This is a genomic window from Lysinibacillus fusiformis (genome assembly GCF_016925635.1).
Lineage (GTDB): Bacteria > Bacillota > Bacilli > Bacillales_A > Planococcaceae > Lysinibacillus > Lysinibacillus fusiformis_F.
This window is the reverse complement of the sequence record NZ_CP070490.1, coordinates 281182-307113: the sequence shown is the minus strand read 5'-3', so window position 1 is coordinate 307113 and position 25932 is coordinate 281182. Positions and strand designations below refer to the sequence as shown.

Here is a 25932-nt window from a genome sequence, read left to right as displayed (position 1 = left end):
CGTGCAGGGGCTCGCCTGTCTCGCTATCCCACGGGAGTCAAGTAGCCTTCCACTTCAACCCACTAACTTTTTAGCAAAGGTTTTCAAATAAAGTGAAGGTGCTCACTACTCTTTATGGAAGGGTGTTGTCACGCATCCTTCTCCACACTGAAAATAAGAGCTTATCCCCGCTAAGAATACAGATAATGGGCGATTTGATCGCTACTATGAAAAAAGTAAAGACACTTTGCAGAATGGTTGATTGGAGTGGAGCCAGCGTCACTCCAAGGGGATTTAGCGTCACAGAGGAGACCCTGGAGCGAACGGAAGTGAGTGAAGCGGCTCATCGGACGCCCCCTGGAAAGGATGCTGGCGGAACGGAAATCAACCCCTCACCTTGCCAAGTTGCTTTTTCTGCCGTTGACATTATCTTTTTTCAACAACATGAATAAGACTTTCTATCAAACAATAGAAAGTCTTATTGGCAGTTATGCCATGATAACAGCTGTTGCTTGAATTGCTTTAGGGGGCACTAAGTCTTGAGGAATTAGGGCTTCATACGTTTCACCATCAAGACGCTCCACTAACTCGGCCTTTGCGTCTTCGATTAATGACGGATTTTCCAGAGCTGAGATCGCTGTACAAGCAATCGCCTTGCCAGCAAGCAGTGTTGCCTCATGAGCATAGGCTGATTTTCCTTGTGCGACAGCCTGCCATGTATGGAATGGTGTTCCGAATGCCCATGTGGCTGTCGTGCATTGGGCAGTTGGAACATTCCAGCTGACATCCGCCACATCGGTTGAGCCACCCATGAAAAATGGTTCTTCTGGAAGAGGGGCAAGAAAATCAACAATAGGCTTGTCAATGAGAATTTGCGCCGCTTCTTTACCAACCTGTAAAGCTGCTACATTCTTTTCTTCGTCGGAGAGTGTATGATAGATTTCCTTAGCAAAATGAATATCATCTTCTGTGATTTTAGCGCTACCTAAGTCCTCCATATGCTGATGCATAACCTTCTCCAATGTTTTGTTAGGAATTAAATTATGGCAAGATCCCACAATTTGCTCTTCTACCGTTGTTTCGGTCATTAAAGCAGCACCCTTTGCACAATTGAGGACACGTTGATATAAGTCTTTTACTTGATTTGGTTTTGGTGCGCGAATCAAGTAAGTCACTTCAGCCTCAGCTTGTACAACATTTGGCGCAAGTCCACCTGTATTGGTCACGGCATAGTGGATTCTTGCTTCATCTACGATATGTTCTCGTAAATAATTTACTCCAACATTCATTAACTCTACTGCGTCTAATGCACTTCTTCCTAAATGAGGGGTGGCAGCAGCGTGTGAACTGCGTCCTTTAAATTTAAATGTAGCGTTAATAACCGCATTGGCTCTAGCATGCATAATGGCATTGACTGTGCCAGGATGCCAAGAAAAGGCAACATCTACATCTTTAAAATACCCATCTCTAGCCAAAAAGGATTTGCCGTAGCCACTTTCTTCGGCAGGGCAGCCAAAATATTTTACAGTTCCGGCTAAGTTATGGTCCTCCAAGTACTGTTTTGTAGCAATGGCTCCTGCAAGTGCCCCGACACCTAATAGGTTATGACCACAGCCATGACCATTGCCATTTTGGATGATTGGCTCATAGTTCGCGCTCCCTGCCTGTTGACTTAACTCTGCAAGTGCATCATATTCACCAAGTATAGCGATCACTGGCTTTCCATTTCCAAAGGTTGCAATGAAGCCTGTTTCAAGATTTGTAACGCCTCTTTCGACTTGAAACCCTTCATTCTCTAACGTTTTACATAATAAATCGGCTGAGCGAACCTCATCAAATCTTGTTTCCGCATAGTCCCAAATGCGATCGCTTACATTTTTATATAGCCCGCTTTTTTGATCAATATAGTGTGCAATTTTGTCTGTTAAACTCATAAACTATCACTCCTTAGTCGATGATTTCATTTATAGAAGGGGAATTCAACACAACCGTATTTTTATTCGGGCGGATCATAAATAATGACACAGCACACACAATTGTAAAGCCAATCAGCATTGTGAATGCAGCACTATAAGAACCACCAAAAGCTTCCACTAAAAAACCAATCAGCATTGGTGTAAGTACCCCTGCGAATTGAGCGCCTGTATTAATAAAGCCATTTGCTGTTCCTACTACTGCCTCTGGTAAAATTTTCAGTGGAACAGATGTTATTAAAATAATATTAAAGGACAGCATGACCGTCACGACACTTTGACATACCGTAAATATGAGCATGCTTGGTGCATTCGCCATGAATAATAGCCCTATACCTGCAATAATGGCAAAAATGCCAGCGACCAGCTTATCTCGTCCTTGAGGCATTTTATCTAGCACATAACCGCTACAAAGCATAGCGAAGATTCCAATAAATGGAGGAATAGCTGAATAGATACCAACAGCAGTCAATTCTAACCCTTTTACTTTAGATAAATACGTTGGCATCCAAGATGTTAAGCCCCAGTTCACTGCATAAATACTGAAATAGGCAATAAACAGCTTCCAAATCATTGGTGTCTTTAAGACGTCTCTTAATGGAGCTTTTGAAGTTTGTGCCTTTACTTGCTCTGTCGCAGGTGTATTTTTTTCCTTCACTAAGAAGAAGAAACTAAGTGCAACAACAATACCTAGTGCGCCTACAATGTAGAAAATATCTCGCCAACCAAGTGCTAGCATTAGGTATGTTCCTACAATCGGTGCCACAACGCCCATAATTGAGCCAGATGTTAACATAATAGACATGGCTTTACTACGTTCATCAACCGGGAACCAATTGGCAATGCCCTTAGAGGCAGCTGGGAAATAGCTTCCTTCACCTACACCGAATAGGAATCGAATTACAATGATTGATAGAAACGACCAGGCAGCACCCGTTAAGACAGTGAAGATGGACCAAACTAAGATCGTTGATATGAGCACCTTTCGATAGCCAAATCGATCAGCTAACCAGCCACCTGGAATTTGCATTAAGGCATAACCAGCAAAAAAGCTACTTAAAACAATGCCCGTTAATGATTCAGTCAATTGTAATTCCTTTGAAATATCGAGAATGGCGAAGTTAATAATGAAACGATCAAAGTTCCCTAATGACCACCCTAGAAACAACATAGCAATTACAAGATATCTAGCATTTTTAGCAGTTGTTGTCATTGTTTTTTCCTCCTAGCAATAGTGGATTTGTTTATATTGCAAAGTATAAAAAATTTAGACTTTTCTAACAATGTGTGTTTTCATATAATAAATCTAATAAATGTAGATGTTTATCCATATAAAGTGAGGTATTTCAGCATGACGATAGTAGATAGACTACAACAATTCCTCTTTGATTTTTGCAAGTTAACACAATTTCAAGTATGGAAAAATATTAATGAGGATCGTTTTTCTCTGGTGCTTTCTCAAGGGGTAGAAAATCATCTGCCACCTTCTTATGACAAGAAAGTGGCAGGTTTTCATGATTATTTCTTCGAATTCCATGAAAGGGGACGTTTGGTCATTCGGATTAATAGAGTGCTATTAGCAACGGAGCAACAAATTATCGAAACAGTACTTCATGCATATTACTTAGAATTAATGCTGGAGAAAGAACAATTTATTCGGGAGAAAATGATGGAAAGTATACGGGAAATTTCCGTTTTAAACGATATTCATATTCTACTGACCACGATTTTAGAGAATGCGCTATCTGTTATACCGGCTGCAGATTTTGGGGTACTGTGGATGTATGAGGAAAGCGAAGCAGCACTTGTACCAAAAGCATGGGCAGGGGGACCTGGTGAGGACATTAAAAATATGCGCATGAAGGTCGGAGAAGGGATTATTGGAAAGACCTTTAAAGAAAACCAGTCCATGATTTTGACTTCGTATACAGACGTGCTAAAAGCTTCTTCATCTGTAACAGAAGAGAATCTACGTCATTTATTAAATGCCTATACGTTTGAGCATTTACAATCGGTTATTGCTGTTCCGATTGTGGTTGAGGAGCAAACACTATGTGTGGTCATTATTTATCAAAATGGGGAACATGCATTGCTAACAACAGAAGATAAACAGCTTTTAGAAAGTTTTTCTGATCAGGTATCTATTGCATTGACGAATTCAAAACTGTTTCAGCATTTGAAGCTTCAAAATGAATTACTACTGCAACGAGATCAAATTCACCATACTTTTATGAAGCTTTCTTTGCAAAATGCTGGTATGCAAGTCATTGTCAATGAAATAAGACATATGCTGAATTTGCGACTCGTCATTAGAGATTTAATGGATGACTCCATTTATGCAAGTCCACGTCATTGGATAGACAATGATGATGTAGACATATTACGATCTTCCATTCATTTAAAAGAATCTCCAGCATTTTATACAATTGAAATCGAGAATGAATGGGTGGATTACTATATTCAACCGATTGTTGGTGTAGGTCAAATCCTTGGCTTTCTACTTATCGAAGTAAGTGAACAGGAGCTAGAATCGATTCATAAATTAATTATCGAGCAAGCTAGCTCCGTTATTGCTCTAGAAATGATACGGAAACAAACAATTGTGGATGCGTTTTATAAAAAAACACATAATCTATTTCATGATTTTTTAATGTGTAAGGATCCTGGACAGCTTATGAAAAAGGGTGAAGAGCTCGGACTTGAGTCAAATACCTATTATGCTGTCGTTTTAATTCAATTATCATCGAGTATGGATAGTCAAGTGATGGATAGGCAAGTTCATCTATTAATTGGGGAAATTAAAAAACATTTTCAAGAGCATGCACCAATAGTATTTGGCTTTGGTCATAAAATAACGATTCTTTGTCAATTTAAACGAATCGGTAATGAAGTGCTGCAACTTGTAAAGCAATTGCAAGCGAACTGGGAAAAAGTAAAAAGCAATAAGTTGAAAATTGGAATCGGTTCATTGTATCTGGGCATGGACCATATAGCGAAAAGTTATCATGAAGCGGATAAAGCACTGTCGTTTTTGATCACCCGTCAACGCTGGGGCATCATGCATTATCAGGAGATTGGGGTGAATCGACTCTTTATTCATCAAACACAGGAGGAACTACTGAGTTTTGTGAATGAAGTGTTCCAACCATTGCGCAATGAAAAAACAAAACATCAGCTGCTGGAAGAAACTTTGCTGGTATATATTAAGCAAAACGGCTCTGTAGGGGAGACAGCTAAACAACTACACATTCATGTCAATACGTTGTATCAGCGTTTGAGAAAAATCGAAGAAAAGCTAACCATCTCTTTTCAAAATGCTGAAGATGTCCTAAAGCTTCAGCTTGCCTGTTATTTAAGGGGGATGGTGCCTTAACAAGAAGAGGATAAAGTAATAGATGAATTTTAGTGTTTTAAGCAAAAGATGATTGTGCAAAGAGAAGTTGTTTTCCGTTCCGACCAAGTGCTTCCCTGTGAAGCTTAATGAGTTTCTCACAAGAAGCTTTACTCTGTACGAAAGCGAGGCGTCAATGGCAAGCATATAGCCTGGAACGGAAATCATTTACTTATTTTTAAATTCGTTGATAAAAATAGGAAGTACCTTTTCTACTGTTCATCCTGAAAATAGATTTTATAGAATTTGCGATTCGTTGCCTCATCATAGCCTACTTCAATTAATTCATCTATTTGGTCGATATGCTGAATATTTACTTGGATTTCAATATTGGAATCGAGTTTAATTTTACGTTTGTATTTCTTTTCAGCCTTTTCTAAAGCACTATCAGAAATGACCGTCTCATAGGGTTTGACCGAGTTAATAATGACATCTTTTTGGGTAGTGTCCGCTTGCTCAAAAACGGTTTCGATATAATGATTTACCTGAAATTCCTCTTCATTTCTAAAGTAATCCAGTGTTTTATTCAAAAGCCCAAGCTTTTCTGTGCTTGTATAATTTTCTTCCTTTAAAATAATTTTTTTGCATTCTGTTAGTGCTAAATTGGTTTTATAATAATGCGCATCTGCTGCTTGTATTTTTAAAAATCGTTCTTGCCAATAAACAATATCTTCTTTCCGTTTTGTTTTGATATACACGGCAGGAAATTGATCTGGTCCCATATCAATAATAATAGCCATATTATTAATTTTCTTGACGTTAATGCCATCCACGCCATTAACAATCATTTGATTGTGTTCATTTTTTACATCTAAAAACATTTCTTTTTCATCAATTTTGACAATGGCGATAACCTTTTTAGCCTCATTCAATAGTAAACAATTTTCAAATAGGCCAATAAACAGTTCTCCGCTTTTGATGTTTGGGTGCTGTGACACACTATGTAAGTGCTTGGCTATATTTTGTGATTGTTCGAGGAAATTACTTTCCTGTTCGAAAATGGCTTTGGAATACGTAAAAACTTCATTGAGTGCAATATTGCTTTCATGGAAAAATTCATATTGCTGTTCCATATCGATTTTATTAAAAGCAAGCTGCGTAAAGGCTGCTTCTAACATAACTTCAGGTTGTGTAAAAACTTCTTCTCCTAAAATAAGCGTCTCGCTCAAAAAATGCAGACTATATTGTGCTAATTTACTTTCACTGACTTCTAGCATAAATTTCACCTTCTAATTTTTCATAGTAGCTAGTATACCATAACCTAAAGATTGCTTTTATAAGTACCAGTACTCAATATGAGGCTGGATTTTTTTATGTCCAGCAAATATTAGTATCTTGTTATGAAAGAATGTTGAGGATTAGAAGTTTAAAATACGGTTGCTTAGATAATGATAAAAACATGTAGATATACTCTGTACAAGTGTACTAAAGAGGGTGATCAATATGTGGGAAAAGGTAATTTCCTACATGCCGCATTGGCAAGTTTTTTTACAAGGCTTTTTAGCATTTTTTATTCCATATTTAATTTATAAATTGTTTCATGTTTTTTTATTTGTTAATAAGAGCAATGGCAAAATTGATATGAAAGAAAATAGTGAACAAAGTGAGACAATACAAATACCTGTTCAAAAAAAGTTAGAGCAATTTACAGGTGATTACAGTGAAGATTTTTTACAAATGAAGAAAGAGCTTGGTCATAATTGGGATATCCATTTTAGAGAATTTCAAATTGGGAATACGGATAATCGTGCAGCCATCGTTTTTCTTAAAGGTTTATGCGATAAAGAGTTGATTGACAAACATATTTTGAAATCATTAATGAATGGACTTTCAGAAAGATCCACTTTGATAAGAGGTTATGAGCTACAGCAATTGATTGTAAATGAAATCCTACCAGTGAGTGATCTGCTAGAGGAAACGAAAGTTATGAAAGCTGTTGGGAAAGTATTAACGGGATCCACTGTATTAATTGTGGATGGGATACAGAATGTATTTATTATTGGTACTGCACATGGAAAGACTCGAAATCTTGAAGAGCCCGTTTCTGAGGCATTGGTACGTGGACCAAGAGTGGGCTTCACGGAAAAATTAAGTGTGAACACTTCTTTATTAAGACAACATGGAGAAAATCGAAATTTATCCATAATTGAGATGGAAGTGGGCGAGCGTACAAAAAAAGAGTTGGTTATAGCCTATATAGATGAGATTGTGGAGCCTAATCTCGTCAAAGAGGTGAGAAAACGAATTGAAACAATCCATTTGGATGATGTAGCTGAATCAGGATATATTGAGCAATTAATTGAGGATAATTATCTTAGTCCGTTTACGCAAGTACAGAGTACCGAGCGTCCTGATCGTGTTGTTGCCGCTTTACTGGAGGGACGAGTGGCAATTTTATTAGATGGAACGCCATTTGCGCTAATTGTGCCAGTCACGTTTAATATGTTACTGCAATCACCAGAAGATTATTATGAACGTTGGTTGTCAAGCTCACTTATTCGCTTGCTTCGCTACTTTGCTGCCGGTATCTCCTTATTTGGACCATCTCTGTACATTGCTTTTGTATCATTTCATCAGGGATTAATTCCCACTAAACTAGCCTTGTCTATGATGGCGACAAGGCAGGGAGTACCGTTCCCAGCATTAATTGAAGCCCTCATTATGGAGGTTGCCATTGAAATATTAAGAGAAGCGGGACTTCGCTTGCCGAAGCCAATCGGTCCGACAATGGGGATTGTGGGAGGGCTTGTCATTGGAGAAGCAGCAGTACAGGCAGGAATTGTTAGTCCGATTATGGTCATTGTTGTTGCACTAACAGCGATTTCTTCTTTTGCTATCCCTCAATACAATGCTGGAATCACGCTACGAATGCTGCGTTTTGTCGCCATGTTTTCTGCAGCTTTATTTGGACTATATGGCATCATCCTGTTTTTCTTATTCCTTTGCAGTCATTTAGTGAAGCTAAAGAGCTTCGGTGTATCGTATCTAAGTCCTACTGTTCCGTATCGAGCAGGTGATTGGAAAGACTTTATGGTTCGTATGCCGTTCAGGATGATGAAACATCGTCCTAGATTGTTAAAGCCAAAAGATTCTGTCCGCAAAGGGGAATAAGAGGAAAGGAGAAAAACAGTCATGAACAGCAGTTTGAAAGATAAAATAACGACCTCACAAGCAGTTGTTATTATTATTAACTATATTCTTGCCACTGGAATTCTTACCTTACCTCGTGCCTCTGTAGAAAAAGTAAAGACCCCGGATGTTTGGATTAGTGTATTTTTAGGCGGAATCGTTGCGATGATTGCAGGGGTAATCATTGTCAAGCTAAGCCAACAATACCCTGATAAAACATTTTATCAATATAATCAAGACATCCTAGGGAAGTGGTTAGGCTGGTTCTTAAGTACGTGTGTAATAGTCTACTTTTTTACCATTTCTGCATTTGAGGTTCGCATAATGGCTGAAGTAACCTCCCTCTTCTTATTAGAGGGTACCCCTACATGGGCCATTATTCTTCCTTTTTTATGGGTTGGGCTTTACTTAATAAGTGGTGGTATCAATACAATCGCTCGTCTATTTGAAATCATTTTTCCTATTACCTTTGTTATTTTTTTACTTGTGGCCTTTTTAAGCTTAGGGATTTTTGAAATCGATAATCTTAGACCAGTATTAGGCTTGGGCGTTGTACCGATGTTAAAGGGGATCAAAACAGCGACACTAGCCTTTTTAGGACCTGAAATTATGTTGCTCCTCGTGGCATTTATGTACCCATCAGATAGATCAAAAGCTGTAAAGGTTGTGCTGGTGGGCATCACCATTCCTCTGCTTTTTTATGTCATCACGGTTGTGATGGTCATCGGTGCTCTCTCCATTGAAGGGGTTATGACAAGGACATGGCCAACGATTGAATTGATGCGAAGTTTTGAAATTCCAGGATTAATTTTTGAACGCTTTGAGTCGTTTCTTCTTGTAATTTGGATTATGCAAATATTTGCTACCTTTACGATTACTTATTATGCAGCTGCTTTAGGATTAGCCCAACTTTTTAAAAAAAGTATGCATCCTTTCTTATACGGATTGTTGCCAATTATCTACATTATTGCGATGACGCCAAAAAATATTAATGATCTTTTTACATTTGGCGATAAGATTGGTCATGCTGCATTGATTTTATTTGGTGCCGTACCTATCATTTTACTCCTTATATCGAAATGGAAAGGAAAGAAAGCATGAAGCGAAAACATCGATATAGCCAATACCTTCTAGTAATGACTGTACCCTTCTTTCTTACTGGATGCTGGAGTAGTAAAGAGATTGAGGATTTAGGTCTCATTGTAGGTACATCATTGGATTTAGAAACGGGTGATGTATCTTCTGAGGAGCAACAAGATGCTAGATATGCAAATAGGGAGCTGTTAACGATTACCAATCAATTTGTTACGTCAGAGACAACGGTTTCTGGAACAAGAGAGGGAGCATTGCCAGAAAAAGCGTATAAAAATGTTTCTGAGACAGGTGATGCGGTTTTACCAACTTTACGAAATATGCTTTTAAAGGTTGATAAACATTCCTTTGCTGAACATTCCAAAGTGATTATCATTGGAGAAGAATTAGCCAGCACCGTCAACCTGCAACAAACACTAGATTTTTTTCTAAGAGAATTAGAAATACGACCTAGTGGCCTTCTCCTTATTGCTCAAAATCAGGCAAGTCAGGCACTTGAAACGAATGAACCAACGAAAATTCCAGCCTTTCAATTAGTAGAAATGATGGAGGGGCATGAAAGGACGACTAAGATTTTACCACCGATGACCGTTGCAAAGCTAGAAGGGAAGCTATATTCAGATTCCAGCTTTTTATTGCAAAATGTGATAGCGGAAAATGGAGAAGTAAAATTTGCAGGCGCTGCTATCATTGAAGGGAAAACCAAAAAGTTACGAGGGTTTGTAAATGAGAGTGACATAGAAGGAATTGCTTGGATGTCAGGGGATGCGAAAGGTGGCCTAGTCAAAGGGTTTGATGAGGAGTCAGGTGCACCCATTGTATATGAAATTATTTCAACTAAAAGTAAAATTATTCCACATGTGAAAGGAGATCAAATCTCCTTTACGATAAAAATTCAATCAGAGGGAAGAATTGCTGAACATTGGGTTCTATCAGATAAAGCATTTGACAATCAATTTTTGAAAAAAGCAGAGAAAGTATTTGAAAAAGAGATTGAGCGATTGGTGATGAAAGTTTTAGAAAAAACGCAACATGAATTTCAAACAGATGTTTCAGGGTTTGGCAATAAACTCAGAATCAACTATCCGAGAGTATGGCAAAAAATAAAAAAAGAATGGGATCAAACATTTAGTGAGGTTCCGATTACATGTGAAGTGAATGTATCCATCAAGGATTATGGCACATCAGGTGATTAACATCGTTAATCATCTTTTTTTCTGTCTATTTAGTATATACTGGCATTAAAGACCGTATAGTAGACATTCGAAAAGATGGGGGATAAAAGGTATGCAATATACCGTTCGATCAATCGCTACAGTTCGTAACAATCGGCAAATGATAAAAGATGATCATTGGGGAGAGGTTGTTTCAACCATAGAACTTGCTGCTCATATCCAGGAGGCATCCTTAAAAGGAATAGAAGATTTTTCTCATCTAGAAATTATTTTTTATTTTGATAAAGTTACAGACGATCAAATCCAATATGAGGCTAGACATCCTAGAAATAATCAAGATTATCCCGAAGTGGGCATTTTCGCGCAAAGGGGTAAGAATAGACCCAATAAATTAGGAAGTACAATCGTTGCGTTGTTAGAGGTCAAACCTAGAGCATTAATCGTTCAAGGGCTAGACGCCATAGATGGCACACCTATACTAGATATAAAGCCTGTGATGAAAGAATTTTTACCTAAAAAGGATGTTAAACAGCCAGCATGGTCAATAGATTTAATGAGGGCCTACTGGGAGTAATAAAGTTGCTAAAGCGAAGACAATTGTGGATTTTAACAAAGGGGAGTGGCATGCTCCCCAAATTTTTTATAGAATAATTCCCTCTTGATAAAGAATGCTAATGGCATGGGAACGATTTTTGGCACGCAATTTTTTGATAGCCGATTTTACATATTGTGTAATGGTTAATTCACTTAAATTCATAACATCTGCTATTTCCTTTGTACTATCTCCCTGCGCTACCTGTCTCATTACCTCGAGCTCACGTTTGCTAAGAAAACCCTCTTTTTTACTATTTCTAGCTTGCATGATAAGCTGTCCAATCATATGTCCAAAGGTCGTCATATCATCTAATAGCTTTTCATTTACATCGATTTCCTCTTCCAATTGAGTACTACAAATATAACCAAAAACATATTGCCCTATAAAAATAGGAACAATTAAAAAAGAATTATTTTGCGAGGGAATAGAATATTTAATACTGATATTTTTTAAATAGTCCATTCCTGTACAAAATTTAGCCTTCTTATCTTCAATAGCAGCATAAATAATAGGGAAGCTGCGAATCTCCTCACGAATTTCACCGATATGACTACCACCCGATTCATTCAAGAAAATGATTCCTTCAGCGACAAAGCCTATTGGAGAATACCTTAATAAATAGGCATCCTTGATAGGAAAAGAATCTAAATATACCTGCAAAATGTGTATCAACAACTCTTCATGGTTGACATAGCTTTGTACGGTGTCGAAACGTTTTTGAATGGTATAAAGATTGGACATGACCTATCCCCTTTTTTAAGTATATACTACGCTTAAAATAAGGAATTTTCAATATTTTCTGTAAGTTGTAGTATTTAAGTTAAGTAAATCCATATTTTCCTATTTTGGTGTGAGGGGGAGCGGCAGATGAGTAGTCAAACAATTAAAGAGGTGGATGCAGTTGTTCTAGGTGCTGGGTTTGCAGGTCTGTATATGCTACATCAGTTGAGGAGTAAAGGCTTTTCGACCATTGTATACGAGGCTGGAGATGGTGTAGGTGGTGTTTGGTATTGGAATCGTTATCCTGGTGCTAGATGTGATATTGAAAGCATCTATTATAACTACACGTTTTCAAAGGAATTATATGAAGAATGGACTTGGACATCTAGATTTCCGGAACAAGCGGAAATATTACGCTATTTAAATTACGTAGCAGATCGCTTTCAATTGCGAACAGATATTCAATTTGACACAAGAGTCACTGCGGCTCATTTTGATGAAGAACGACATAAATGGATAATTCATTTAAACGATGGACAGTGCATTTTAACAAAATATTTTATTACAGGAATCGGCTGTCTGTCTGCTGCAAATGTTCCGAACATCCAAGGATTACAACAGTTTAACGGAAAATGGTATCACACGGGGCATTGGACACATGAAAAGATTGATTTTACGGGGAAGCGTGTGGGAATTATCGGGACAGGCTCCAGTGGTATTCAAGCAATACCTGTCATTGCAAAAGAAGCAGAGCAGCTAACGGTGTTTCAACGCACACCGCAATATACGATTCCCGCTCGAAACCATGCATATGATGAGGACTTTATCAAAGAAACCAAGCAAAATTTCGAAGCGATAAAGCATTCCATGAGAAATTCTGTTTCAGGTACACCTTTTGCACAAAATCAGCAATCTGCAATGGAAGAACGGGATGATAGGAGACAGGCGGTTTTTGAGAAAGCATGGGCACAGGGTGGCTTTGCCTTCTCAGCTACTTATCATGACTTGTTAACGAATGAACAATCCAATGAAAAAGCGGCAGAATTTATTCGCTCCAAAATACGACAGATTGTGAAAGACCCTGTGGTAGCAGAGAAATTATGTCCAAAGTATATGTATGGCACGAAAAGACAGGTTTTAGATAGCGATTATTTTGAAACCTATAATAGAGAGAATGTTTTACTGGTTGATGTCAAAGAATCACCCATTCAAAAAATAACAGGAGAAGGTATTCAAACGGCGGATAACCATTTTGATTTAGATATCATCATTTTTGCGACAGGCTATGATGGCATGACAGGACCTTTATTTAAGATTGATATCCAAGGAAGGAATGGCGTGTCATTAAAGGAGAAATGGGAGGATGGGGCAGCGGTTCAAACCTATCTTGGACTCACAACAGCAGGTTTTCCTAATTTATTTATGATTACGGGACCAGAAAGCCCTTCTGTCCTCGTGAATATGCCAATAGCTATTGAGCAGCATGTCGAATGGATTACCGAGTGCATACAATACTTGCGTGAGCATGACATTGACCTTGTGGAACCAACTAGAGAAGCAGAGGAAGCTTGGAGCAAACATTGCCGAGAGGTTGCTAATGCAACACTCTACGTCAAAGGTGATTCTTGGTATACGGGAGCTAATATTGAGGGCAAACCTCGAAGTTTTTTAATTTATCTAGGAGGATTTGATTATTACACAAAACATTGTAATGAGGTGGCTCAAAACAATTATGAAGGCTTTAAGTTAATGAAATTAAAATCTATATCATAGTTTGTGAGAGAGGAGCATATATCAATATGGAGCAACAAGTAGTCATTATTACAGGTGCGGGAAGTGGTATAGGAAGAGAGACTGCAAAATTGCTTGCAACCAAGGGCAAAGCATTAGTTTTAGTGGATTTTGACGAAAAAAGTGGACAAGACACACTACATGCTGTGAAGGAACATCAACAACAAGCAATTTTTGTCCAAGCTGATGTTTCACAAAGCCAAGATGTCAAAAAATATGTGGACGCTGCAAAAGAAACATTTGGCAGGATTGATGCTTTTATTAATAATGCAGGCGTTTTAAGCTCGCCAGCACTACTGGGAGATTTAGAAGAGGAGACGTTTGATAGAGTGATCTCGGTCAATCTTAAAGGGGCATTTTTAGGCTTAAAATATGTGTTAAAAGAAATGGAGCAACAGCAATCAGGTGTCATTGTGAATACATCCTCAGCAGCTGGTATACAGGGACAACCTTATCTAGGTGGCTATGCGGCAAGTAAGCATGGTGTAATTGGGTTAACTAAAACGGCAGCCATTGAATATGGACCTAAAGGTATTCGAGTGAATGCAATTTGTCCTGGTGGCGTGATGACAAACATGACGAAGGGATTGGCATCGAGTCCAGAAGAAAATGGACCATTACGAAGATTAGCAGACCCTACTGAAATCGCAAATGTAATCGCTTTCTTAATTTCGCAAGAAGCTTCTTATGTGAATGGCGCTGTCGTTCCAATTGATGGCGGTTTAACATCGTAAAAAACATTTTAAATAAGAGAGGAAGAATTTTAATGGAACATCGTATTAATTCAGAACTAAAAGAAACGTTAGCAATTTTTCCCCCATTAGATTTGGATAATGTACAAGCTACAAGAGAAGGAATGGCAGCCGTTGCTGTACCAGCTCCAATAGAAGAGCATATCACAGTAGAAAATAAAGTGATTCAAGGGCCTGATGACAACGATTCTCTTCGTATTCGTATCTATAAGTCAAAAGAGCAAAATGAAATTTACCCAGGTCTGCTATGGATTCATGGTGGGGGCTATGTCTTAGGAGCTCCCGAGGGAGATGATGTGCTTTGTCAGCGTTTTGTCAATGAAGCGAAATGTGTTGTTGTATCTGTAGACTATCGACTTGCACCTGAGCATCCTTATCCAGCCCCACTTGAAGATTGTTATGCAGCGTTAAAATGGGTAGCGGATCATGCAGACGAATTAGGGATTGATCCTTCCCGTATAGGAATTGCTGGAGCTAGTGCTGGTGGGGGGCTCACAGCTGCACTTGCATTCCTTGCTCGTGATCGGAATTATCCGAAGCTTAGTTTCCAAATGCCGCTCTATCCAATGATTGATGATCGCAATAATACACCATCATCATTAGAAATCACAGGCCACATGATCTGGAACCACTCACTCAATCAAAAGGGGTGGGAAATGTATTTGAATGGAGAAAACGGTAGCGATAATGTGCCACCATATGCCGCAGCAGCTAGAGCGGATGATTTATCAGGTTTACCATTTACGTATACATGTGTTGGTCAACTTGATCCGTTTCGTGATGAGACTTTACAATATGTAACCAAGCTATGCCAGGCTGGAGTAGATGTTGAATTCCATTTATACCCGGGCTGCTATCATGGCTTTGAGAGTATTGTGCCCACAGCCACAGTCAGTCAAAGAGCTGTCACTGAGTATGTAGAAGCCGCTAAATATGTGTTGCATCGAAATATTTCAGTGCCTTTATAAAAAACTTACGAAAATCCCGAAACCATAAATTCCTCAGGTTTCGGGATTTTTTTTGTTAAGCAAAATGATCTTATAGCTAGTTTGTAATATCCTCTTTTAGGTTAAACTTTTATCGAGTGAAAGGAGGAGAATATAAATTGTTACAATTTGATTCAAAAATTGTTGGAAAAGAGATAGGGTTTGGCTATTTACGAGATAAAATTGCCAATCGAGGTTTCACGATCGGCGGGAATTGGGAGTATTATAAAGGTAGCTTCGACTCGGTATTATGGAAAGAGGCAGGAGAAACGATTTATTTACGCGTCCCTTTTATCGTTACATCAGGGGAGCTTGATAATGAAGATGCTCAAATTCGTTTTCAAAAGCCATTTGTCATTAAGCATGTTGAAAATATTGGTCTAGATTATGATGAGGGCTCCTTACTAGATGCAACTGGTGCTAGCCAATTTCAAACCCCGCTTGATAAAGACGGATACATTCATGATAAAAGTAGATGGATTCAAGCAGGTGAACAAGCTGTGGAAGAAAAAGTACTACCATTTTTCATTCACTAGTTAGATAAATTTAAATAGCTGCTGGAAGAAATCATAAGTCTTTTATCCTTGTTATTTTGGGAACTTGTAATCAAAAATACAAATAGAATTGTCGTAAGAATTTTCCAACATTATAATGGTGTTAGCATGTACTACTATATGAGGTGAGTTTATGGACAAAATAGCTATAGATGATTTTCAGCATTCCTATCAGAAATTGCACCAAGAACGACTCATCCATCGTAAAGAGGCCTATCTAGAGATGCTAGAGAAAACAAGAACATTTGGTGAAATAATCCTGTTTGAAAGTATAAAAAGTAAGAGAGGCGTCTAGGTGGCGTCTCTTTCTATTTTTCATAAATGAGAGGATGATTAATCATGGGACGTTACATGCCTTTATTACTGCTAACGATGATTTTTTGTGTTGCTTGCACATCAACGAAGGATAAGAACAATAAAAGGTTAGAAAGTGAGGAAAATCACCCTATAGATTCAATGAATTCCTCTATTGAAATAATAGCAGATCAATTGCAGACACCTTGGTCGATTCAAAAAAGTGGTGATGTCTTTTATCTAGCAGAAAGGCCAGGAAGTATTGTAAAGATTGCAGAAGAAACCGTTGATAGGCAACAGATTATCCTGAAAAAGGAGCTTTCATCCGCGCCAGAAGCTGGTTTATTAGGGTTTGTACTAGCCCCTAATTTTCCTACCAGTCAGATTGCCTATGCGTATTATACGTATGTTGAGGAAGAGGAACAATTTAATCGAATTGTTACGTTAACGTTAAGCGATAATAAATGGCTAGAACAGGATATTATTATTGATCGAATAAAGAGTGGTACATATCATCATGGTGGACGTTTGAAAATAGGTCCTGATGAGAAGCTGTATGCAACGATAGGAGATGCGACACAACCTTCTTTAGCACAGGATGTGGATGCTTTAGAAGGGAAAATTTTGCGCATCAATTTGGATGGCTCCGTACCGAATGATAATCCTTTTCCTCAATCCTATGTATACAGCTATGGGCATCGAAATCCACAAGGTTTAACATGGTCTACTGATGGTACGATGTATGCCAGTGAGCATGGCAATGCAGCAAATGATGAAATTAATATCATTGAGAAGGGGAAGAATTATGGTTGGCCACTGATTGAAGGAACGGAGAAAGAGCAAGGTATGATAGCACCTCTCTTTACATCCGATGCTTCTACCACATGGGCACCATCAGGCATTGCCATTGTAAATGATCAATTATATGTCGCCGCACTAAGAGGTACGGCAGTCCTAGCATTTGATATAAATAAGAACAAACACAATGAACTACTATCAGAATTTGGTAGAATTCGTGATGTCTTTGTGGATGAAAAATTTCTTTATTTTATTAGCAATAATACAGATGGCCGTGGAAACCCGCAACCGCAGGACGATAAACTATATCGAACGCCATTGTGATATAATATTTGAGAAAACATGGAATGGTATGATGAATGGGGAGGACGAACATGGCTAATTATCTTAAAATCGCAGTAGCAATTGATTTCTCAGAACAATCATTAAAAGCATTGGACAGAGCGAGTCAATTAGCAAGAGAATACAATGCTATTTTGCAATTAGTGAATGTAATTGATACGAAATCGTTTGGAGCAGTTTCAGCATATGACTTAAAATATGCGGAGGAATTGAAGAAGGAAAACATTCTTAAAATGGAAAAGCTAGAAAAAGAGGCATTACAAACAGGGGTCAAAGCGGTAGAATCAACGGTAGAAACAGGTTCACCAAAAGGTATTTTAACACAATTACCTCAGGTTGATTTAATTGTTTGTGGTGCAACAGGATTAAATCGTATGGAGAAAATGATGTTAGGCTCTGTTGCAGAGAAAGTCGTACGACATGCGCTATGTGATGTGTTAATTGTTCGTTAGTTTTTTTAATAGTTTAGAATAAAAGAACCTGCATGCGCTAGTTAGCACATGCAGGTTTTTAGTGTTGAAATACAAAACAGTCAATTGAAAGGTAGAAATGGATTTCCGTTGCAGGCTACTTGCTTTCCTGTGGGCGAGCGCCGAGCCGCTTCCTCTGCTACCGCTCCGTGCAGGGGCTCGCCTGTCTCGCTATCCCACGGGAGTCAAGTAGCCTTCCACTCCAACCCACTGACTTTTTAGCAAAGGTTTTCAAATAAAGTGAAAGTGTTTACTACTCTTTATAGAGGGGTGTTGTCACGCATCACTTCTTCACATTGAAAATAAGAGCTTATCCCCTCTAAACACTTTGCAGAATGGTTGATTGGAGTAGAGCCAGCGTCACTCCTAGGGGATTGAGTGTCACAGAGGAGACCCTGGAGCGAACGCTAGTGAGTGAAGCGGCTCATCGGACGCCCCCTGGAAAGGACGCTGACGGAACGGAAATCAACCTCTCACTTGCAAAGTTGCTTTTTCTGCCGTTGACATCATCTTTTTTCAACAAAAAGAACCTGCTTGCGCTAACTAGCACAAGCAGGTTTTTAATTATTCGATTGTTTGAGCGTTATCAATAATGCTTTGGGGAATATCGATTGTTTTTAGATGATTAAATTCAGTATACGTAACGACTGATTTTGTATTCATTAACAATTCGTCACCTTCTACGGCCATTTTTAAATCAAAATTCATATCCATTTTGTTCGTATCGAAAGTCTCTTTATCGATGTGCAGCACATAATTGATTTTTTCAATTGTTAGTTGATCCAGAGGGTTTTCTTCTAGACCCATATCTTGCATAGACTTATTAATTTCAGAATCGATAAGCTCTTTGAATTTATCGCCTTTTGCATCTAATGTAAGGACATATTCATCATCCGTTTGTTCAAATGTAAAGTCATTAATGAATTTTTTCAGTTGTTCTAGCTGTTCCTTCGCGTCAGCAGAAGCCGCCGTTTGATCTAAAATAGCATCAAAGTTCTCATCAGGAAGCTTTAACCAGCTGTCTGTCGTCATATCTTTCATAAATAGGCCAGCATCTTTTTTCATATACATTTCTATTGGCATGTCCATTGTTTCTTCGCCTTCACTCATCATATCTGGCATCGACATAGACCCTGATAAATGCATAGCAAGTGGGTCAACGATGATATCCATCTTCATTTTAGAGTCGATCGAAAACTCCATTGCCTCTTCACCAGATCCAACCTTTGTCACCTGTGTCATATCCATTTTTGCACTTGCACTTTTAATATCAGCCTGACGATCCACTGCTTTGTCATACACTTGTTCTAAAGTGAGTTTGCTTTTATTCGTTGTGTCTTTCGTAGGCGTAGCACTTGAATTACAAGCGGCAAGTGTCAACGCTAGTGTTCCGACTGCTAATACTTTAAAAATTTTCTTCATTACTTTCATCTCCTATTCTTGGTAAAAAACACTATCTACTACTATACGCACTAGAAAAGGAAAAGTTTCATAAATTGTTAGAAAAGAACTAATTTTTTATTAAAAAAACAACATTTTCCCTACTTCTTTTAGTGGTAAACGTGAAAATTATCAAATGAATAGGGATAAAACAAAAAAGCTGTCACGAACTTATCGTACAAAGACAATAAGTTGGGACAGCTTTTTGTTTACACCGAGGCGTAATGGATCAATTATAACCCCAGATCATAGCAAATAATGTACCGATGATTGTCACAACACCTACGAATACTGAGTATAAAATCGTTGTATATAACGTTTTCTTATCTTCAGATTCACCGATGTGCATGAATAATACTAATTGTACAGTTGCTTGTGCAAGGGCAGTTACTAGTAAAATTCCAAATGCCATATTAAGAGACATATCGAATTTAACAACTGCTAAAGCTATAATTGTTAGTAATAGTGAAAAGCCGAAGCCCATCACATGTTGTTTTGGGAATAATTCCTTCATCAGCTAATCAGTCCTTTCAAGTAGACGAAGCTGAAGATGAAAATCCAAACAACGTCTAGGAAATGCCAGTACAATGAGAAGATAAACGCTTTGTTCGCTGTTTGTGGATTTAAACCACGTTTAGCTACTTGGATTAAAATAGCTACGCCCCAGAAGAAACCAAATGTTACGTGGGCACCGTGCGTTCCAAGTAGAGTCATTAATGACGATAAGAATGCGCTTGTTTGAATCGTCGCACCTTCGTGTACATAAGTGACAAATTCATCAATCTCAATAGCTAAGAAGCCAAGACCTAGTAAAAGAGTGATGATAAAGAAAGTCATCATCGCTTTTTTACGTCCGATACGCATTGCATGAACACCAAGGCCAATTGTGAAACTACTTGTTAATAATAAGAATGTTTCCCATAGAACTGGAGTTAATTCGAAAATTTCAGCACCATTTGGTCCACTACCTGTACGTGTATGAAGCGTGAAATACACTGTAAATAATGTGGCAAATAACACGATTTCGGCGCCAAGGAAAATCCAAAAACCAAAGATTTTTAGACGGTTTTCCTCTGTACTATATTCTAATGGAAGTGAAGAATCGATTTTCATATTATTTATCACCTCTCAAGCTTTTCTCAGTTGCCATTACTTCCTCAACTGAAATGTAACGACCATGATCTTTTTCGAATGAACGATGGATCATGAAGCCAAATACACCAAGCATACTGATGATGGCCGGAATCCATAGATTGAATACAGCGAAGAATGCTGCAAGGAAGAAGAATCCACTCATCCAGAATGGTGTGCCTGTATTATTTGGCATGTGAATTTTTTCGATTGGACCTGCAGTAATATCGCGACCTTCTTTTTTGGCGAACCAAAACTCATCTAAGCGAGTAACAGTAGGCACTACGGCAAAGTTATATTCTGGTACTGGAGAATGAGTAGCCCACTCAAGTGTACGACCATCCCAAACATCTGCCTTTTCATTGCGAGGCATATGTTTCCAGCTGTAGTAAATGTTATAGACAATTAATGCAAAGCCGACTGCAAGTCCTAGCGCACCGACGAACGATAACATGTTCAATGGACCATAACCAGTAGACTCAGAATAAGTGTACATACGACGAGCATAACCATCTAAACCTAAAATGAATAGTGGGAAGAATGTTACGTTGAAGCTGATGGCAATGAACCAGAAACCAGCTTTCCCTAATTTTTCATTTAGACGGAAACCGAACATTTTTGGCCACCAGTAGTGGTAACCTGCAAGCACACCAAATACTGTACCTGGAATTAATACATAGTGGAAGTGGGCAACTAAGAACATCGTATTATGATATTGGTAGTCGGCACTTGCCATCGCGAGCATAACCCCTGTAACCCCACCAATGGTGAAGATAGGAATAAAGCCAAGTGCATAAAGCATCGGTGTTGTAAATTGAATTTTCCCGTGTCTCATTGTGAGTAGCCAGTTAAATATTTTAACACCAGTAGGAACTGCGATTGCCATTGTTGTAATAGAGAAAACACTGTTAACCATTACACCGTGACCCATTGTATAGAAGTGGTGGGCCCAAACTACGAATGATAGTAGGGAAATGACCACCATACTCATCACCATTGATTTGTAACCGTATAAGTTTTTACGTGCAAATGTTGCAATGATTTCTGAGAAAATACCGAAAGCAGGTAGGATAACGATATAAACTTCAGGATGTCCCCAAACCCAGAATAGGTTGGCCCAAAGCATATCCATACCACCGTCTTGCATCGCAAAGAATTTTGTGCCGAATTGACGGTCAAACATCATAAGTGCAAGCGCTACAGTTAATACTGGGAACGCGAATACGATAATAATGTTTGTAATTAAAATAGACCAAGAAAACATTGGCATTTTCATTAATGTCATACCAGGGGCACGCATTTTAATGATCGTCGTGATAAAGTTAACACCTGTCATTAAAGTACCAATACCTGATAATTGAAGTGCTAAAGAATAATAGTTATTCCCTACAGTCGGACTAAATTCCGTACTTGCAAGAGGGAAGTAGGCTGTCCAACCAGCGTCTGGTGAACCACCGATAATGAATGATAAGTTTAATAAACCAGCACCTGCTGCAAATAGCCAGAAGCTGACAGCATTTAAACGTGGGAAAGCAACGTCACGTGCACCGATTTGAAGTGGAATGACAATGTTCATTAACCCGATGACAAATGGCATCGCCATAAATAGAATCATTAATAAACCATGTGTTGTGAAAATCTCATTATAGTGTTGTGCATCAAGAAGTCCGTTATCTGGAACGGCTGTTTGTGCACGCATTAATAGTGCATCGATACCACCGCGGAATAGCATTAATAACGCTACTGCGATATACATAATCCCGATTTTTTTATGGTCAACAGTTGATAGCCAGTTTTTGTAGAAATAGCCCCATTTTTTGAAATAAGTAAGGCCAGCTACGATAACCACTGCACCAACTACGATACTAATAGCTGCCGCTAAAATCATCGGTTCTTGCATTGGATGGAATAATTCTTCCATACTCATTGGATGCGCTCCTTTCAAATTTAAAAATTAAGTCTCGATTCGTTCAAAGTTAAATTCAAATTAATGACCAGAATGTTCATTATTCATGTCTTCCTCAGACATATCCCCATGATCCATATCATCCATATTCATGTTTTTACCATGTTCCATTGGAGCTGGACTGAAGTCTAAGTGTGTAGATGAGAAGCTTTGGCGACCAACATGTTCTGCCTCTAGAAGCTCATCAAATTTTTCTTCTGTTAATGGTGCTTCTTTTGCTTTTACATCAGTAACCCATTTATCGAAGTCTTCTTGCGTCATAGACTGTGCTTCAAATTCCATTTCAGCAAAGCCACGTCCATTAAAGTTAGAGTTACGTCCCATAAATGAACCAACTTCATCTGCCGCAAGGTGAATTGTTGTTAACATATCACTCATGGCATACTTTTGACCTGCTAATTGAGGAATCCAGAAACTTGTAATTGGACCAAAAGAGTAAAGTTTGAACTCGATTGGACGATCCACCGGAATGTTTACATAGTTGACTGTTTCAACACCTTCTTCAGGATAACTAAAGTGCCATTTCCAGTTTGATGATGATGCATAAATAACTAAAGGTTCCTTATCGTCATAACCTGCTGGTTGAGCTTCTACTGTAGATGTTGTTCTTACAGTCACAACAGCTAAGAATGCTACGATAATAATTGGAATTACTGTCCATGTAATTTCAAGAAGATGGCTTCCTTCTTCATGAGGAGGCTCATAATCAGCAGATGCTTTTGATGCACGATACTTTGTAAGCATAAAGGCTAAAAGCACATACACGACTAGTAATATAAAGGCCATTGTAATAATGGATAAGATAATTGTGTTTGATAATGTTTCAGCATTAGGTCCTTTTGGATTGAACACTGTTAATGGTTCACAACCAGCAAGAAGAGCAAGCGCACTCAATGCTACTAACATTAAACTTAATTTTTTCTTCATGTTTGACTCCTTTCTATAGAACGGCTATTCATAAAATTCATGTGTTTTTTTGTCAGTGTCACATTTACAAATAGTAGATACTGAGGTCACCTCTTTTATCTTGGCGTATCAATCAACAACATAAGAAATTACAATGGCATGGTTCAATATGAAACATAAAATCTAGTGTTGACTGATCTGATGCAAGCGTTAGCAAAATCAATGACTTGCGCAATCGTTTTAAATACGTACTTGCTTAACTACGATTGTCACAATCTCTCGTTGTTTGCACATTGGATTATACGCCCTGTTTTTAAGAAAAAACATAATTTTGTTATGAAAATGATAGTATAGCGGTGTTGAATTTGAACATTTTTTGAACAAAAATCGTTATTTTAGTATTGGTATTTATAGGTTTTAATCATTAAACACTGTGGAAACGTTGAAAATACTGCATTCCTGATGTTTACCTAAGTAAATAATTTATATTGTGAAAAATGGCATTTCACATTTTAGACGCTGTTTTGTAATAAAATCATGGCCATATCAGACGTAATGGGATTTTTTATTTGCCTTTTATTAAAAAAAGGAGTACACATAATGACGTTTTATGGAAACAATAGGTTGAATTTTCAATGAAAGGAATGAGTGAAGAGGGAATAAATGGTGCGGATTATTAATTATGTTAATATAATAATCAATTTTCTTCGGAATCCAAATTTTTACTTTGTTTGTTTTATCTGAAAAGTAAAAAGCAAACTAAGAGCTGTCTTAGTTTGCTAGTATTTTAGAAAAAAATTATGTTATGAAGAATTAAGTGGAGTTAATCAGCATTTTTAAGATTGCTTGTCAATCACCAAGCTTCAGCCATTTGGCTACTTGACCATAAATCATATTTTGTAGTTGTGGAGCTTTATTATTCATTTTTAAAGAAAAATATAATGTTTTCATAAAGTTCAACGTACAAGTGCGTCCACTAAAGAAGAGCTCATTATAACCTTGTGTCATTAAATGCATTTCAAATTTATCAAAAGCCTGTTCAACAAATTCGATCAGTGCTTCCTCTGAGTAATGTTGAAGTAATAGCGCATCCACGATATTGACTAAGCGTTCCTCTTCGTCATTAACAAAGACGGTTTCTTTCCAAGTGACAAGTTTTAATGCATGTAAGATGGATGGTGCATACTGTAAATCGAATTTTGGATGTTTTATTGTCGTTGCAGCTAAATCTGCACCATGTGCAATACTGTGTGCCCATCCTTTATCCTGAACAAATCCTCTCGTATCTTGCTCTAATAACAAATAGCGGCCAATTTTTTTAAAGAATAGTTGCAAGTCATCATCACTTAAAACGAGTAATTCAGCATCCTTTGCAAGAAGCCCTGCAACAAGTAATGCAGAAAACGAACGAGTAAAGACACTATCTGTTGCTTTTTCTCCAATATGTAAATATAAAAAATCATCACCCGTAACTGTTTCAAACAAATATTGAAGTTGTTGAGGGTTCAATAAATTATCACTTAGTAAATCAACAAAGGTACGATAAATGAGGTGGTCTCGTAATTCAGCATCAACTGAGCCAATATGCGCTAACATCTCCTGTAATAGCCAATCACTATGCTGCAACATAAATGCTTGGCGATCAGACAGTGTCATTGTAAAAAAAGATTGTAATGTTTCTTTAATATCCATGTTTAAGAAAGCCTCCATCATCATTTTTGTACTATTATTATAGCGCCATTTCATTTCGAAAGGATAAATTTGAAACCCCCATTAAATAAGAACTGTTAGAATGCTCTCTTTAAAACATAACTTTTACAATATTATTTCCAGAACCTATAGAAAGTTGTTATGATAGAAACGCAATAAAATGGTAAAACTTAAATGTGAATAAAAAAAGACATACCTATTTAAGTATGTCTTTGCTTAGTGTTGAAAAACAAAACTGTCAATTGAAAGGTAGAAATGGATTTCCGTTGCAGACTACTTGCTTTCCTGTGGGTGAGCGCCGAATCGCTTCCTCCGCTACCGCTCCGTGCAGGGCTTCGCCTATCTCGCTATCCCACTGGAGTCACGTAGCCTTCCACTTCAACCCACTGACTTTTTAGCAAAGGTTTTCAAATAAAGGGAAGGTGCTCACTGCTCTTTATGAAGAGGTGTTGTCACGCATCACTTCTCCACATTGAAAATAAGAGTTTATCCCCTCTAAGAATACAGTTAATGGGCGATTTGATCGCTATGCTACTATGAAAAAAAGTAAAGACACTTTTGCAGCATGGTTGATTGGAGTGGAGCCAGCGTCACTCCTTGGGGATTTAGCGTCACAGAGGAGACCCTGGAGCGAACGTAAGTGAGTGAAGCGGCTCATCGGACGCCCTCTGGAAAGGACGCTGGCGGAACGGAAATCAACCCCTCACCTTGCAAAATTGCTTTCTCTGCCGTTGACAA

The 25932-nt window shown here is 38.1% G+C and carries 22 protein-coding genes; 12 read left to right on the top strand and 10 right to left on the bottom strand.

Features of this window, described 5'->3' with window-relative positions:
• Positions 1-467: 467 nt before the first annotated feature.
• Both JTI58_RS01425 and JTI58_RS01420 read right to left on the bottom strand, forming a co-directional pair.
• On the bottom strand, positions 468-1913 hold the full coding sequence (locus JTI58_RS01425) for a M20 family metallopeptidase (protein ID WP_205444734.1): 1446 nt from the start codon (positions 1911-1913) through the stop codon (positions 468-470).
• A gap of 13 nt (positions 1914-1926) precedes the next feature.
• Positions 1927-3165, bottom strand: coding sequence for an MFS transporter (locus tag JTI58_RS01420; protein ID WP_205444733.1), 1239 nt, complete (start codon positions 3163-3165; stop codon positions 1927-1929).
• 138 nt (positions 3166-3303) lie between these two features.
• On the opposite strand from JTI58_RS01420, the gene JTI58_RS01415 reads away from it, so the two are divergent.
• Positions 3304-5325, top strand: coding sequence for a helix-turn-helix domain-containing protein (locus tag JTI58_RS01415; protein ID WP_205444731.1), 2022 nt, complete (start codon positions 3304-3306; stop codon positions 5323-5325).
• Positions 5326-5555: 230 nt separating this feature from the next.
• Here JTI58_RS01415 and JTI58_RS01410 read toward each other — a convergent pair whose 3' ends face one another.
• Positions 5556-6560 (bottom strand): nucleoid-associated protein, encoded by a 1005-nt coding sequence (locus JTI58_RS01410; protein WP_205444730.1) that lies wholly within the window; start codon positions 6558-6560, stop codon positions 5556-5558.
• A 226-nt stretch (positions 6561-6786) separates the two neighbouring features.
• Here JTI58_RS01410 and JTI58_RS01405 point away from each other — a divergent pair, with 226 nt between their 5' ends.
• From JTI58_RS01405 to JTI58_RS01390, 4 genes are all read left to right on the top strand, one after another.
• Positions 6787-8454 (top strand): spore germination protein, encoded by a 1668-nt coding sequence (locus JTI58_RS01405; RefSeq protein WP_205444728.1) that lies wholly within the window; start codon positions 6787-6789, stop codon positions 8452-8454.
• A gap of 21 nt (positions 8455-8475) precedes the next feature.
• Positions 8476-9573: a spore germination protein gene (locus JTI58_RS01400; protein ID WP_205444727.1), complete on the top strand. Its 1098-nt coding sequence runs from the start codon at positions 8476-8478 to the stop codon at positions 9571-9573.
• Positions 9570-10760, top strand: a complete 1191-nt coding sequence (locus tag JTI58_RS01395) for a Ger(x)C family spore germination protein (protein ID WP_205444725.1) — start codon at positions 9570-9572, stop codon at positions 10758-10760. Before JTI58_RS01400 ends, JTI58_RS01395 begins: the two co-directional genes overlap by 4 nt.
• A gap of 91 nt (positions 10761-10851) precedes the next feature.
• The gene (locus JTI58_RS01390; protein WP_205444723.1) at positions 10852-11313 is read left to right on the top strand and encodes an SAM-dependent methyltransferase; all 462 of its coding nucleotides are present in this window, start codon (positions 10852-10854) and stop codon (positions 11311-11313) included.
• A 66-nt stretch (positions 11314-11379) separates the two neighbouring features.
• On the opposite strand, the gene JTI58_RS01385 is transcribed toward JTI58_RS01390, so the two are convergent.
• Entirely contained in the window at positions 11380-12075 is a 696-nt protein-coding gene (locus tag JTI58_RS01385; RefSeq protein WP_205444722.1) for a response regulator transcription factor, read from the bottom strand.
• A gap of 126 nt (positions 12076-12201) precedes the next feature.
• Here JTI58_RS01385 and JTI58_RS01380 point away from each other — a divergent pair, with 126 nt between their 5' ends.
• The 7 genes from JTI58_RS01380 (at position 12202) to JTI58_RS01350 (ending at position 18023) form a co-directional block, all read left to right on the top strand.
• On the top strand, positions 12202-13827 hold the full coding sequence (locus JTI58_RS01380; protein ID WP_205444720.1) for a flavin-containing monooxygenase: 1626 nt from the start codon (positions 12202-12204) through the stop codon (positions 13825-13827).
• A gap of 20 nt (positions 13828-13847) precedes the next feature.
• Entirely contained in the window at positions 13848-14579 is a 732-nt protein-coding gene (locus JTI58_RS01375) for an SDR family NAD(P)-dependent oxidoreductase (RefSeq protein WP_205447028.1), read from the top strand.
• A gap of 32 nt (positions 14580-14611) precedes the next feature.
• Positions 14612-15565 carry an alpha/beta hydrolase gene (locus JTI58_RS01370; protein ID WP_205444719.1) on the top strand — a complete coding sequence of 318 codons (954 nt, stop codon included), beginning with the start codon at positions 14612-14614 and terminating at the stop codon, positions 15563-15565.
• A gap of 137 nt (positions 15566-15702) precedes the next feature.
• Positions 15703-16119: a YugN family protein gene (locus JTI58_RS01365; protein WP_016991855.1), complete on the top strand. Its 417-nt coding sequence runs from the start codon at positions 15703-15705 to the stop codon at positions 16117-16119.
• 151 nt (positions 16120-16270) lie between these two features.
• The gene (locus JTI58_RS01360; RefSeq protein ID WP_205444717.1) at positions 16271-16432 is read left to right on the top strand and encodes a hypothetical protein; all 162 of its coding nucleotides are present in this window, start codon (positions 16271-16273) and stop codon (positions 16430-16432) included.
• A 44-nt stretch (positions 16433-16476) separates the two neighbouring features.
• Positions 16477-17553, top strand: a complete 1077-nt coding sequence (locus JTI58_RS01355) for a PQQ-dependent sugar dehydrogenase (protein ID WP_205444715.1) — start codon at positions 16477-16479, stop codon at positions 17551-17553.
• Positions 17554-17603: 50 nt separating this feature from the next.
• Positions 17604-18023, top strand: coding sequence for a universal stress protein (locus tag JTI58_RS01350; protein WP_205444713.1), 420 nt, complete (start codon positions 17604-17606; stop codon positions 18021-18023).
• Positions 18024-18605: 582 nt separating this feature from the next.
• Here the strand turns inward: JTI58_RS01350 and JTI58_RS01345 are convergent.
• The 6 genes from JTI58_RS01345 to JTI58_RS01320 all read right to left on the bottom strand — a co-directional run bounded on the left by JTI58_RS01345 (position 18606) and on the right by JTI58_RS01320 (position 25176).
• The gene (locus JTI58_RS01345; protein WP_243456274.1) at positions 18606-19463 is read right to left on the bottom strand and encodes a DUF6612 family protein; all 858 of its coding nucleotides are present in this window, start codon (positions 19461-19463) and stop codon (positions 18606-18608) included.
• A 247-nt stretch (positions 19464-19710) separates the two neighbouring features.
• Positions 19711-19995: a cytochrome aa3 quinol oxidase subunit IV gene (qoxD, locus tag JTI58_RS01340; protein ID WP_205444710.1), complete on the bottom strand. Its 285-nt coding sequence runs from the start codon at positions 19993-19995 to the stop codon at positions 19711-19713.
• Entirely contained in the window at positions 19995-20594 is a 600-nt protein-coding gene (qoxC, locus tag JTI58_RS01335) for a cytochrome aa3 quinol oxidase subunit III (protein ID WP_004226587.1), read from the bottom strand. The genes qoxD and qoxC overlap by 1 nt, the downstream gene beginning before the upstream one ends.
• A gap of 1 nt (position 20595) precedes the next feature.
• Complete coding sequence (qoxB, locus tag JTI58_RS01330; RefSeq protein ID WP_205444708.1) at positions 20596-22539, bottom strand: cytochrome aa3 quinol oxidase subunit I; 1944 nt, start codon at positions 22537-22539, stop codon at positions 20596-20598.
• A 60-nt stretch (positions 22540-22599) separates the two neighbouring features.
• Entirely contained in the window at positions 22600-23505 is a 906-nt protein-coding gene (gene qoxA / locus JTI58_RS01325; RefSeq protein ID WP_205444706.1) for a cytochrome aa3 quinol oxidase subunit II, read from the bottom strand.
• A gap of 828 nt (positions 23506-24333) precedes the next feature.
• Positions 24334-25176: a DUF2785 domain-containing protein gene (locus tag JTI58_RS01320; RefSeq protein WP_205444704.1), complete on the bottom strand. Its 843-nt coding sequence runs from the start codon at positions 25174-25176 to the stop codon at positions 24334-24336.
• Positions 25177-25932: the final 756 nt, after the last annotated feature.

Excerpts from the sequence above, each read along its gene's own strand:
- JTI58_RS01400 (WP_205444727.1), top strand. The coding sequence starts at position 8,476 with ATGAACAGCAGTTTGAAAGATAAAATAACGACCTCACAAGCAGTTGTT.
- JTI58_RS01415 (WP_205444731.1), top strand. The coding sequence starts at position 3,304 with ATGACGATAGTAGATAGACTACAACAATTCCTCTTTGATTTTTGCAAG.
- JTI58_RS01380 (WP_205444720.1), top strand. The coding sequence starts at position 12,202 with ATGAGTAGTCAAACAATTAAAGAGGTGGATGCAGTTGTTCTAGGTGCT.
- JTI58_RS01320 (WP_205444704.1), bottom strand. The coding sequence starts at position 25,176 with ATGGATATTAAAGAAACATTACAATCTTTTTTTACAATGACACTGTCT.
- JTI58_RS01350 (WP_205444713.1), top strand. The coding sequence starts at position 17,604 with ATGGCTAATTATCTTAAAATCGCAGTAGCAATTGATTTCTCAGAACAA.
- JTI58_RS01390 (WP_205444723.1), top strand. The coding sequence starts at position 10,852 with ATGCAATATACCGTTCGATCAATCGCTACAGTTCGTAACAATCGGCAA.
- JTI58_RS01420 (WP_205444733.1), bottom strand. The coding sequence starts at position 3,165 with ATGACAACAACTGCTAAAAATGCTAGATATCTTGTAATTGCTATGTTG.
- JTI58_RS01355 (WP_205444715.1), top strand. The coding sequence starts at position 16,477 with ATGGGACGTTACATGCCTTTATTACTGCTAACGATGATTTTTTGTGTT.
- JTI58_RS01410 (WP_205444730.1), bottom strand. The coding sequence starts at position 6,560 with ATGCTAGAAGTCAGTGAAAGTAAATTAGCACAATATAGTCTGCATTTT.
- JTI58_RS01385 (WP_205444722.1), bottom strand. The coding sequence starts at position 12,075 with ATGTCCAATCTTTATACCATTCAAAAACGTTTCGACACCGTACAAAGC.
- qoxA (WP_205444706.1), bottom strand. The coding sequence starts at position 23,505 with ATGAAGAAAAAATTAAGTTTAATGTTAGTAGCATTGAGTGCGCTTGCT.
- JTI58_RS01360 (WP_205444717.1), top strand. The coding sequence starts at position 16,271 with ATGGACAAAATAGCTATAGATGATTTTCAGCATTCCTATCAGAAATTG.
- qoxD (WP_205444710.1), bottom strand. The coding sequence starts at position 19,995 with ATGAAGGAATTATTCCCAAAACAACATGTGATGGGCTTCGGCTTTTCA.
- JTI58_RS01425 (WP_205444734.1), bottom strand. The coding sequence starts at position 1,913 with ATGAGTTTAACAGACAAAATTGCACACTATATTGATCAAAAAAGCGGG.
- qoxC (WP_004226587.1), bottom strand. The coding sequence starts at position 20,594 with ATGAAAATCGATTCTTCACTTCCATTAGAATATAGTACAGAGGAAAAC.
- qoxB (WP_205444708.1), bottom strand. The coding sequence starts at position 22,539 with ATGAGTATGGAAGAATTATTCCATCCAATGCAAGAACCGATGATTTTA.
- JTI58_RS01395 (WP_205444725.1), top strand. The coding sequence starts at position 9,570 with ATGAAGCGAAAACATCGATATAGCCAATACCTTCTAGTAATGACTGTA.
- JTI58_RS01345 (WP_243456274.1), bottom strand. The coding sequence starts at position 19,463 with ATGAAGAAAATTTTTAAAGTATTAGCAGTCGGAACACTAGCGTTGACA.
- JTI58_RS01405 (WP_205444728.1), top strand. The coding sequence starts at position 6,787 with ATGTGGGAAAAGGTAATTTCCTACATGCCGCATTGGCAAGTTTTTTTA.
- JTI58_RS01370 (WP_205444719.1), top strand. The coding sequence starts at position 14,612 with ATGGAACATCGTATTAATTCAGAACTAAAAGAAACGTTAGCAATTTTT.